The organism is Paenibacillus sp. FSL H7-0326 (genome assembly GCF_001955535.1).
GTDB lineage: Bacteria > Bacillota > Bacilli > Paenibacillales > Paenibacillaceae > Paenibacillus > Paenibacillus shunpengii.
Genome location: NZ_MPVN01000002.1, coordinates 526,410 through 538,610, shown reverse-complemented (window position 1 = coordinate 538,610; position 12,201 = coordinate 526,410). Strand labels below are relative to the sequence as shown.

The window sequence follows — 12,201 nt, the reverse complement described above, 5'->3', positions numbered from 1 at the left end:
AAATGTGTTCTTGAACTTGCGTAGCAAACTTGTCGTGGCGTTTCTGGCATTGATCATCATCCCGATGTGTGTCATGGGCTTCGGAACCTTTCTCGTAACATCGAGTACAATTGAGAAAAAATACAGCGAGCAGGCTGAGTATGCGCTGAAGTCGATCAGCTACAGCATCGAAAGCGTGTTTCAGGAAATGAACAATGTAACAGACAATGGAATTGCTACGTCTGTGTTTCAGATGGCGCTTGAATCCGAGAAGCCCGTAAACCTTGGGGAGAGCGATCAGCTCTATCTGAATGCGAGTCAGCGGAATTTTCGCAGCATGCTCTATAATTATCCCGCAATCAGCTATGCATTTCTCTATAATTTGGAGTATTCCGCCAGAGAGCGGATTGTCTCTATTTTTACGAAGGAAGACTTCAAGGCACTGCCTTTCGGGGAGTTTACCAACCATCCGCTCTACAATCAAGTGAAAGAGTTAAATGGTGTGCCTCTGTGGATTGCTCCGCTGGAGCATCCGGAATTCACGGGCTATGAGCCTGTATTTACTCAAATCAGGCTTGTAAAAGAGCTGAGTTTTTTCCAGAACATTGGTGTTCTGGTCGTGCAGATCAAGAATTGGGAAATTGACCGGATCTTCCGTAATCTCAGCATGAGCGGGAATCAGGATACGGAATTTATGATGGTGAACCAAGACGGGCTCGTTGTATATGACCCTTCCGGTTTTTATATTGGACGATACATGTCGGAGCTGATGAGCGAGACCTTTGCAGGCGGGGACGGATATCGCAGCAGCAGGCTGAATTTCGATGGAACAGAGAGCATCCTGTCTCAATACCAGATGAAGGGATATCCATGGCAGCTTGTCTCTGTAACTGAATGGAACTCCTTGGCGAAAGAAACGAATCAGCTGGTCAGCTGGTATGTGATTATTATTATATGCTGTCTGTTTGCCGCCCTTATGTTCAATGTCTTTTTTATGAATCGGATTACCGGAACGATTGCAGTCCTTGTACGCTTTATGCGCAGAGTTGAAGATGGGGATTTAAGTGCAAGGATTGAGGGCAAAGGCTACGACGAGCTCCAGCTGCTGGCACAAGGCATCAATGATCTTATGGACAAAATCAGCAGCTTGTTCCGCAGAGTCAAGGCCGAGCAGATGCAGAAGACAAGAGCCGAGCTCCGGGTGCTGCAGGCCCAGATCAAGCCGCACTTCTTGTTCAATACACTAGAGTCCATTAATGGACTTGCACTTCGCGGGGAAAGAAGGAAGGTCAGTGAGATGGTAAACAGGCTGGCCAGTATTTTACGTATCAGCATTCAAGATGTGGAAGAAATTCCGATCAAGGAGGAAGTGAAGCATCTCGAGAACTACTTGGCGATTCAACAATACAGGTTTGCTGAGCTGTTTGAATATGAGATTGACATTCCTGAGAAGCTCGAATCCTTTCCTATTCTTAAGCTTACCCTGCAGCCCCTTGTCGAGAATAGCATTCAGCATGGGTTTGAAGGAATTGATTACGTTGGATTCATCCGGGTAACAGCATGGGAAGATATGGGAAGAGTTGTGCTTGAAGTGCAGGATAATGGAATCGGGATGGCTAACACCGTCCTTGAACGGTTCGAATACATGGCGAAGACGACGGAAATGGAGGATGAACCGATATCACCGGCCATGTCTGAACGTCGTGGTCTTGGAGTGCGGAGTGTAGCCGACCGAATTCGCATTCAATATGGAGAACATTACGGTATATTTATCTGTTCTGCGAGTGGGGCAGGAACGACAATCCGGTGTGTGCTGCCCAAAAACGATTGGGGGGATTCGTCTTGGAATTGAGTGCGCTGCTAATTGATGATGAACAGCCTATACTTGATAACTTGAAGGAGTTTATTGATTGGGAATCGCTCGGAATCAAGGTGGCCGGAGCTGCCCGTACCGGAAATGAAGCGTTAGAGCTGAGTACCCATGTTCAGCCTGATCTCATATTATGTGATATTCGAATGCCTGTCATGGACGGACTAACATTCATTGAACAGTATCGGATAAGAGGCGGGAAAGCAGAGATTCTGCTGCTTACCGGCTACCAGGAGTTTGAATATGCGAGACTTGCATTGCAGCAAGGCGTTCGTGAATACATATGCAAGCCGATCGATTATTTTGAGCTGGAGTCAACCATTGGCGCACTTGCAGGCCGTATCCGCAATGAGAAGCAGCAGGAGCAGCAGGGCACGGTGCGAGAGCTGTATATGAGCAAGTGGATTCGTCAAAAATGGCTGCAGGAAGTATTGCTTGGTGAATCCCATAGTCCCAATCCATGTGAAGATGTGAAGTCAACCGCAGGTGGAAGTCGTTATACACTCATCTTGCTCGTTGCACAGGATTATTTCCTCAATTCCTTGTTATGGTCAGAAGAAGAGCGTAAGCATTGGCATGAGTTGGTTGGTGCAGTAATCGACGATCATTTGGCGGCTTCAACGCCAGCAGGAGAAGTAATCAAGACGCGGGATGGAGAATGGTGTATTGTTATTGAACATGATTCCTCCTTGTCTGATTCTGCTTCCCGTGTCCCTGATCCTGACTTACTCGAAGAGCTGGAACGTAGGTTTACAGATGCATCTGGCATGGCTGCAGAATTGTATGCTTCCGGCAAGAAGGTCTTTGATTACATGCTGGCCGAAGAATATAGAGATGCCCAGCGGGCGCTGATGATGTCTGAGCATTCAGGCACAAGGATTGCAAATATTGATGAGCAGGAGTCAGGCGAAGAGCTTGAATGGATGTCTCGTGTATGGTCGGATCGGTTGACCCTGGCGGTGAGGCAAAAAAATAAAAATGAGGTTACATCGGTGCTGAAGCAAATTTACAGCTTGATGTGCACCGACAAAGGGAGTAACAACGGCAAGGCCATCAAGTATTTCCATTACATTGTTGTTCTCATGCTCCGTGATATGCACGAAATGAAGCTGCTGAAGACAGAAGCCGAAGAACGGATCTGGAATGTGATGTTACAAACGCTTACACTCCGGGAATATTATGAGCTGTCACTTACCTTGGCAGAAGCTTGCGCAAGCGAGCTGCCGAGGCGCACGGCAGGAGAACTGGTGGCCACCGCAAGGGATTATATCGCGGCAAGGCTGGATAAAGATCTGGGTATTGAAGAGATGGCAGACCAGCTTGGGATCTGTTCAAGCTACTTCTGCCAGCTATTCAAGAGCCATTTTGGTGTCACTTTTGTTGAATATGTAACGAGAGAAAGGATGGAGTCTGCGAAAGCCATGCTCACCGGAACAGATCGGAGCATCGCTTCGATTGGAGCTGCCGTGGGGTATCGGGAACGGAGATATTTCTCAAAAGTATTTCATAAGTATTATGGAATGAAGCCTTCTGAATTTCGTGAGATGGCAGCCAAGAGAAACTGAACTCTTCCAAATCATAAGTAAATGGCGACATAAGAGCAGCGTTTCCGACTTAGGGGATGTTGCTTTTTGTCATTTTTTAGAATGTGTAGAGCAACTTTTTCAGTATAACTGCGTCTAATAATGAGACATGCATCGTGATACAACTAAGTGATTAGAAGGAGTCGAGGAATGAATTTCAAGAAATTATCTATTCTCACCGTCTTTGCCGTTTCACAGGTACTGATGGCTTTTCCAGTGAGTGCACAATCAGACACAGCAGAAGTTCAGCAGGGACAAGCACTTGATCAACAAGCAGCAAGTGTGCAAGAAACCCTGTCCCAAGATGTTAAGAATGACGAGAGTACTTCACACACCAATAACGAAGTGAAGCAGGACACAGAAGCCGCAGAAAGATCCGTAAGCGGAGCTCAGGACATATCAGATGAAGCAGAGCTTCCAGATGATTCTCAAAGTGATGAATCCTCTGAGAAAGACCAGGCTTCACTTCCCGAAGAGGATTCTATAGAGTCGGATGCTGTAGAGCAGCAGCCGGTTTCACAGCAAACTGTCCAGGAGACAAGCTCGGTCAAGGCAAATACAGCAGCGAATACAGCTGTCAGCGCGAGCCAGCTGATCTTATTTTATAATAGCAGCAAGATGATTCAGGACGGTGTTACTTACTACGCTCCACAGCCGATGGTTGTGAAGAGCGGTGTTTCCTATGTGCCTATTCGCGCATTGGTTGATCGAGTCGGATACAAGGTATCATACAATTACAGCACCAAGGAAACGCTGATCATCCAGGGCAGCAACGAACTTCGCTTCAAAACGAACAGCAGCAGCTATACGGTTAACGGCGTTTCGAAGAGCATGAAGGGCGCTTCCTATCAGACGAACAATACATTTATGGTGCCGCTGACATCCATTACCCAAGCACTTGGCATAACCTACAGTGTGGATAACATCAATAAACGGATTATTTTGAACCTGTCGAGTAAGCCGGTTGCTAAATTCAGCATTCAGCCGAGCAAGGTGTACGCAGGAGATCAGGTAACTTATGTAACAGCTCCTTATTCTCCGAAAGGTCTTGCGATCATTAATGAACGCTGGGAAGGCAGACAGGATGTATTTGAATCAGAAGGGAACTATACGGTCAGCTATTATGTTCAGGATTCAAGCGGTACATGGAGTGATGCCTATACCGTTACCATTAATGTAGAACGGCCGAATCAGCCGCCGATTCCGATGTTTACAACAGATAAAGAAGAATACAAGATGGGCGAGCTGATTACGTACAAGGACGAGAGTACAGATGACGAGTATATAGTAGATACACAGTGGGACAATAATGCAGCAGCGTTTTTCACACCTGGACCCAAGACGATTCGATTAACGGTTACTGATAATAAAGGGGCAAGCCGGACTTACGAAAAAACGATTATTATCACAAACGAAACGTTGTACACGCTCAATGAGTTTAATCGTCTCTTTACACCGGTTGGGGAGGAATTTGCCTTTGACGGTTCGATTGTCCCGACCTGGGATAAAGTGAGTTATACGTACACGGATCAACCAGGCACACTGATACGAAGCAATAGTCCTGAAACGGTAACCCGTGAAGGGATTCTATATCAGGATCGTGCCGTCGGCAACACGAGATTTTTGCTTCACCATCTCAATAACACCGGCAAAAAAGTGAAGATGTACGTGGTCGCAACGAACAACAACTCGGCTACAGCTACACTTCGTACAGAGAATCTAGGCTTCGCAGGTCCGACCAATATTGCACAGGCTGCAGGCAAAAAAGCGGTACAAAGATATTTTGAAACGATGCAGGATGGTTCAAAGTGGTCGACTACTCAGCTGAAGCCGGGAGAGAGCAAGCTGATCCTTACCGATCTGAGCATGTCGAGTCTTGGCCAGAGTCAAATTATTTCACTGTATTCTGATGTTTACAGCAATTATCCAATTGACTACAAAGTCATTATGATTGATGAGAAGCTGGATCCGCTGTCTGCAGTGAAGAAGCTGCCGGTTCTTGATCGGGATGGTGTTCATAACCGCGGAACTTATGATAATCCAACTCGCATCATCAAATACAGCGAGACGATTGGCGAGAAGTCACAGCGGCTTGTGATTGGGGATAACAAGGATGACCCGAACGTGGCCGGCGTGGATCCGATGGTAGGGGTAACAGCCTCCAACTCGGGTAACTTCGGTGTCCTGTACAAGATCACACTGGACTCCGTAGCTCCTAATACACTGATCTCCTTTAATCCTCGCGGAGGAACCTATTCGGGCTATGCGATGGTGAATGGAATGCTCATACCCCTGGCGAAGAGTGGAGGAGTAAGTGCTCCGAATGAGCAGGTTGTATTATACCGAACAGGCAGCTATGAGCAAAAGGTCGAAATCTGGTTCACTGCTGCGCCGGCAAGCAGTCTTCCAATCAATCTGTTGTTTACGGCATTGCCGCAAGTAGAGGAGTAAGAATTTATTCATATCAAAAAAAGAGCTCTATATCAGAGTTCTTTTTTTGTTACGTTTGTGTCGAATACGAATCAACGTACTATACGTGTTCGTTGACGTGACTCTTTATTTCAGGCATTATAAGGGTATGACACAAATAGGTATGACAGGAGGGTTAAGAGTCATGCTGTCCACGGATCAAATTATTGAAGCCATGTCCGGTCAAGGACTTCGAATTACGGATCAGCGCAAGACGCTGGCAAGGCTTTTTGCCGAATCAGAAGGTTATTTGTCACCAAAAGACGTTTATGAATATATGGGCAAATCATACAGCGGACTAAGCTTTGATACGGTCTATCGCAACTTGAGAGTCATGCAGGAGCTCGGCGTACTGGAGCAGGTTATTTTTGAAGACGGGGTTAAATTCAAAGCTTCATGCAGCAGCGGTCATCACCATCATCATTTGATATGCCTGAACTGTCAGAAGACACTGCCGATTGAGTTTTGCCCGATGAATCTTACAGATACACCGGATCAATTTCAAGTTGTTGAACACAAGTTTGAAATTTTTGGATATTGCAGGGAATGTCAAACAGAAGGCAACCGCGATAAGAGTACGAAGAAGCCTGCTTCCAAAGGTCATTAATAATGAAGCCTGCTAGATTCATCGCGAAGGCTCCGGTTCAGTTCTATCGCAAATTCATCTCACCGCTGAAGCCGCCCAGCTGTCGTTTTTATCCGACCTGTTCTGCTTATGCACTCGAAGCCATTGAGGTGCACGGTGCTGTGAAGGGATCTTTGCTTGCGGCGAAACGGATAGCGAAGTGTCATCCTCTACATCCGGGGGGAGTGGACCTCGTCCCTCCCAAGAAGGGCAGTGAAGGAAATACGCCTTCATAGGCTTTGGAACCTTGACATTGATGCTGCCGTTTTGTATGATTTTTCTGAATAAGCTCAATATTATAGATGTACGCATATTTTTCCTATGAAGGGATAAGTACGATCATGCATGCTTTAGTACAGAGAGCCGGGGGAGCTGCAAGCCGGTCTGAAGCAGAGTTCGGAAAATGGTCCTGGAGGAACTGCTTTCGAGCCATATCCGTCCTAGTAGATGGAAGGTAAGGGAGCGGCGCATGCCAGCGTTAGCGGGCACAGTTAAGCAATGAGCTTGACTGGTATGAGCCTGATTTCTTACTTGAGTGTGAAGTGATCAGGGAATTTGGGTGGTACCACGTGAGTGTAACAGACTCTCGTCCCATATGGGATGAGGGTCTTTTTGTGTTGTTTTTACATGGTACCGCAATCCCTTGATTACATATTAATCATTAGGAGGTATACAAAAGTGACAGACAAAAAAACATTCTACATTACAACACCGATTTACTATCCAAGCGACAAGCTGCACATCGGTCATGCTTACACTACAGTAGCGGGAGATGCGATCTCAAGATATAAGCGCCTAAGAGGCTATGAGGTACGTTACCTGACAGGTACAGATGAGCATGGTCAAAAAATCGAGCAAAAAGCGAAGGCAGCGGGCAAAACACCGCAGGAATTTGTTGACCATATTGTCGCAGGAATTCAGGATTTGTGGAAAAAGCTTGATATCACAAACGATGATTTCATTCGGACGACAGAGCCGCGGCATACATCCGTCGTTCAGGACGTGTTTGAGCGACTGGTGCAGCAGGGCGACATTTATAAAGGGGAATACGAAGGCTGGTACAGCATACCTGATGAAACCTATTACACGGAAACACAGCTGGTGGATACCGAGAAGGATGCGAATGGCAAAATTATTGGCGGAAAAAGCCCGGACAGCGGTCATCCCGTCGAGCTCGTCAAAGAGGAAAGCTATTTCTTCAAAATGAGCAAATATGCAGACCGGCTGCTTCAATATTATGAGGAAAATCCGGATTTCATCCAGCCTAAATCCCGCAAGAACGAAATGATCAACAATTTCATCAAGCCGGGTCTTGAGGATCTGGCTGTATCCCGTACAAGCTATGAATGGGGAGTTAAAGTATCCAGTGATCCTAAGCATGTGGTCTACGTATGGATTGATGCACTGCTGAACTACATTACCGCTCTGGGATATGGCAGTGAGGATGCTTCCTTGTACGATAAATTCTGGCCGGCAGATGTTCATCTGATGAGTAAAGAAATCGTCCGCTTCCACACGATATATTGGCCGATCATGCTGATGGCACTGGATCTTCCGCTGCCGAAGAAGGTATTTGCCCACGGATGGCTGCTGATGAAGGACGGCAAAATGTCCAAATCCAAAGGGAATGTCGTTGATCCCGTGACACTGATTGACCGCTACGGACTGGACTCCCTGCGTTACTATCTACTGCGTGAGGTGCCGTTCGGATCGGATGGTACATTCACTCCGGAGAGCTTCGTAGAGCGTGTCAACTCGGATCTTGCGAATGACCTTGGCAATCTGCTTAACCGTACTGTGGCGATGGTGCACAAGTATTTTGACGGCAAAACGCCTGCATACCAATCCAGAGTAACTGAATTTGACAGCACGATTGAGGAGCTTGCGCTGAGTACTGTGGAGAAAGTGGAAGAGGCGATGGAGAATCTGGAATTCTCTGTAGCACTGACACTGATTGGTCAATTCATCAGCCGGTGCAACAAATATATTGATGAAACTCAGCCATGGGTGCTTGCTAAGGATGAGGCGAAACGCGAGGAGCTTGCTTCCGTTATGGCCCATCTGGTGGAGAGCTTGCGTGTAGCATCCATCTTGCTGCAGCCGTTCTTAACTCAGGCTCCGCGCAAAATTTGGGAGCAGCTTAACATTCAGGAGGGAGAGCTTACAAGCTGGGACAGCACCAAGCAGGCAGGATTGGTTCCAGCAGGAAATGAGCTTCGCAAGGGTGAGCCGATCTTCCCGAGACTTGATGTAGAGCAGGAGGTTGCCTATATTGCGGGTGCTATGTCAGGCGGAACCAAAGCAGAGCCAGCCAAAGCGGTAGAAGCCGCAGCAGAAGCAACGGAAGGACTGCCGGAGATCGGAATTGAGGACTTTGCCAAAGTAGAGCTGCGTGTTGCTCAGGTTACCGCGTGCGAGCCGGTGAAAAAAGCAGATAAGCTGCTGAAGCTGCAGCTTGATCTCGGTTATGAGCAGCGTCAAGTAGTATCGGGTATTGCGAAGTTCTATACGCCGGAAGAAATGGTAGGCAAGAAAGTCATTTGTGTGACGAATCTGAAGCCGGTAAAGCTGCGCGGCGAATTGTCTCAAGGGATGATTCTCGCTGCCTCTCATGGAGATCAATTGACTCTGGCTACGGTGCCTGAAAATATGCCGAACGGGGCAATCGTGAAGTAAACCCCTTTTTAATGAGTTATGAAATGGATGCATCCTGCACATAATCTTAAAAAGAGGATTTTAAGCTTATACAATGAAGAGCGTTCCTTTTGGGGAACGCTCTTTTTTTCAGTAAATAGTATTGACAATCTTGGGAGGGATGCTATACTACTATTTGCTAGTAATCATTACGATTACGATTTAATAGATGCGGAGGTCATTATGAAATATAGTTTGACTGGAAAAAAAGTGCGGAATATGGCCGGGGGAGTATTACTTAGTGCTATCATGTTATTTACAGCCGCTTGTGGCAATGATTCAAACGGCAGCTCTCAAGGGCAGATTGAGGAAGATAAGTTCAACGTCGTTACGAGTTTTTATCCAATATATGAATTTGCTAAGACGATAGGCGGGGAAGATGCGAATGTAATCAATTTGCAGCCTGCAGGAGTAGATCCTCATAGCTGGACTCCACGCAGTCAGGATATCGTCAATACATCCAATGCAGGACTGTTTCTGTACAATGGTGCAGGACTTGAAGGATGGGTACCCAACTTCTTGAAGGGACTCGACAGCGATTCTAATGTGAAATCTGTAGAAGTAAGCGAAGGGATCGAGCTGATCGATTCAGAAGGTCATACCCATGATCATGCAGCAGAGGAAGCTGCTGATGAGCATGCCCATGAAGGCGAGGAGCACGCTCATGAAGAAGAGCATGCACATGAAGGTGAAGAATCGCATGAAGGAGAGCATGCACATGAAGGTGAAGAATCGCATGAAGAGGAGCACGCTCATGAAGAAGAAGCTCCAGCTTCAGATGATGGTCATAATCATGGTTCCACCGATCCTCATACTTGGATAAGCCCCAAATCAGCTCTGATCATGGCAGAAAATATTAAGGACAGCCTAGTTGAAGCAGATCCTGAGCACCAAGCAGGTTATGAAGAACGCTATGAGGGTCTTAAACAGGAGCTAGAGGATCTGGATGCCAAATTTACAGAGGAGCTCGCAAAAGTACCCAATAAAGAGATTGTAGTATCTCATCAAGCATTTGGTTATCTTGCACGAGATTACGGACTGACTCAGCATTCGATCATGGGGTTATCTCCTGATGCAGAGCCAACGGGACAGGACATTGTGAAGCTAGCTAATCTCGTTGAAGAAGAAGGAATTAAATATATCTTTTTTGAAGAGCTGGTATCGGATAAGCTGGCCAAGACACTTGCTTCAGAAGCGGGTGTACAAACGATGGTACTCAATCCGGTTGAAGGATTGACTGAAGAGCAGCTGCAGAACGGAGAAACTTATTTTACTCAAATGGAGAAAAATTTACAAAATTTAATCACCGCTTTAAAATAAGTGAAGATAATGCTAGGATGATAATAGATTGAACTTGAAATAAAGGATGGAACGTTGATGCAACCAGCTACAGCACTATGCCATGATCCAGTCCTTGAGCTTAACAATCTATGTTTTTCTTACGGTGAACAACAGGTAATTAAGGATCTGAATCTTACCGTGAAAGAACGAGATTTCGTAGGAGTGATTGGTTCGAATGGAGCGGGAAAAACGACGCTGATGCGGATGCTTGTTGGACTGCTGCCCCAAGGATCCGGTGATATTCGGATGTTTGGTACACCGATCGCCAAATTTAAGGACTGGGAACGAATCGGATATGTACCGCAAAAAAATGCCTTTAATCCACTGTTTCCGGCTACAGTAAGAGAAGTCGTACAGTCTGGGCTGTACAACAACAAAAATATATTCCGCAGATTGAGTCAGAAGCATAAGCAGCAATGCGATGATGCGCTTGAAGTCATGCGGATTCAGGATTTGGCTGATAAGAGAATTGGCCAATTGTCTGGCGGTCAACAGCAGCGTACTTTTTTGGCCCGGGCGCTCATTAACCGTCCAGATTTGCTCATTCTTGATGAACCTACGGTAGGTATTGATGCGGAGACGCAGGCAAGCTTCTTCGAGCTGATCACGCATATGCATCAACATCATCATATGACCTTCTTAATGGTATCGCATGATATCGATATGATTGAAGGTTATCTCGGAAGTGAGCCTGAGCAGCAGAACGGCAAGATCAAGTTCTATGTTCGCCATTCACATGATCTGGAGAACTGTGCTCAGACCGATTTACAGCATACATTGTTATAAGGGCCGAAGGAGTCGTGGAAATTGGAAATATTAACGAGTGAATTTTTTCAGCGGGCGCTGGCTGGCGGGATACTGATCGGTATCACAGCCCCGCTGATTGGTTTGTTTCTTGTGCTTCGCAGATTATCGATGATCGGGGACACCTTGTCGCATGTAACCATTGCGGGGGTGGCCCTTGGCTTTTTGCTGGGGGTATATCCGATTGCGGTTGGACTTGTCTTTGCGGTCTTAGCCTCATTTGCCATAGAGAAGCTGCGTAAAGCCTACAAGAGTTATGCTGAATTATCGATCGCCATTATCATGTCCGGGGGAGTAGCGCTGGCTTCTTTATTCTTTACTCTTGGTAAAGGCTATAATGGGGACGTAATGAGTTATTTGTTTGGTAGTATATATACATTGGATATGACGGATTTGACGGTTGTGGGTATCGTAACGGTTATTGTAATTGCGGTTGTATCCATCTTCCATAAGGAGTTCTTCCTTCTCAGCTTTGAAGAGGACGCTGCGGCCGTTACCGGACTTCCTACAAAATTGTTGAATATGCTGCTTACCGTCATGACAGCACTCGTGATCAGTACAGCGATCAAGATTGTCGGAGCGCTGCTTGTATCGGCACTGCTGACCATACCGGTTGCCGTCAGTCTCTTGATTGCGAGAAGCTTCAGATCTTCCATTATATTATCTGTCATTATTTCGGAAATTGCCGTTATTGCAGGACTTATCATTGCAGGGGTATGGAATCTCGCTCCTGGAGCAACGATTGTTCTCTTGCTTATTGCGATGCTTATTGTCATTATGCTTGGTAAAAAAGGAATTCGGGCTTAAGATATTTATCTTACCCGAATTCTTTCATT

General features: G+C 46.3%; 9 protein-coding genes. All 9 read left to right on the top strand.

The genetic code is table 11. The annotated features are described in order from the left end of the window. The first annotated feature begins 4 nt into the window (after positions 1-4). A complete protein-coding gene (locus BK126_RS13400; protein WP_305954041.1) occupies positions 5-1,831 on the top strand; it encodes a cache domain-containing sensor histidine kinase in 1,827 nt (608 codons plus the stop codon). Then, positions 1,822-3,414, top strand: a complete 1,593-nt coding sequence (locus tag BK126_RS13395; RefSeq protein WP_076313108.1) for a response regulator transcription factor — start codon at positions 1,822-1,824, stop codon at positions 3,412-3,414. Before BK126_RS13400 ends, BK126_RS13395 begins: the two co-directional genes overlap by 10 nt. A 168-nt stretch (positions 3,415-3,582) precedes the next feature. Beyond that, entirely contained in the window at positions 3,583-5,883 is a 2,301-nt protein-coding gene (locus BK126_RS13390) for a copper amine oxidase N-terminal domain-containing protein (protein WP_076313107.1), read from the top strand. Between the two features lie 163 nt (positions 5,884-6,046). Beyond that, the gene (locus BK126_RS13385; protein ID WP_076313106.1) at positions 6,047-6,508 is read left to right on the top strand and encodes a Fur family transcriptional regulator; all 462 of its coding nucleotides are present in this window, start codon (positions 6,047-6,049) and stop codon (positions 6,506-6,508) included. A 2-nt stretch (positions 6,509-6,510) separates the two neighbouring features. Next, the gene (yidD, locus tag BK126_RS13380; protein WP_076313105.1) at positions 6,511-6,762 is read left to right on the top strand and encodes a membrane protein insertion efficiency factor YidD; all 252 of its coding nucleotides are present in this window, start codon (positions 6,511-6,513) and stop codon (positions 6,760-6,762) included. Positions 6,763-7,204: 442 nt separating this feature from the next. Continuing rightward, entirely contained in the window at positions 7,205-9,202 is a 1,998-nt protein-coding gene (gene metG / locus BK126_RS13375) for a methionine--tRNA ligase (protein ID WP_076313104.1), read from the top strand. A gap of 201 nt (positions 9,203-9,403) precedes the next feature. Continuing rightward, complete coding sequence (locus BK126_RS13370) at positions 9,404-10,540, top strand: metal ABC transporter substrate-binding protein (RefSeq protein WP_083655878.1); 1,137 nt, start codon at positions 9,404-9,406, stop codon at positions 10,538-10,540. Between the two features lie 57 nt (positions 10,541-10,597). After that, complete coding sequence (locus tag BK126_RS13365) at positions 10,598-11,347, top strand: metal ABC transporter ATP-binding protein (RefSeq protein ID WP_076313103.1); 750 nt, start codon at positions 10,598-10,600, stop codon at positions 11,345-11,347. 21 nt (positions 11,348-11,368) lie between these two features. Continuing rightward, positions 11,369-12,172 carry a metal ABC transporter permease gene (locus BK126_RS13360; protein ID WP_047911030.1) on the top strand — a complete coding sequence of 268 codons (804 nt, stop codon included), beginning with the start codon at positions 11,369-11,371 and terminating at the stop codon, positions 12,170-12,172. The last annotated feature ends 29 nt before the right edge of the window (positions 12,173-12,201 follow it).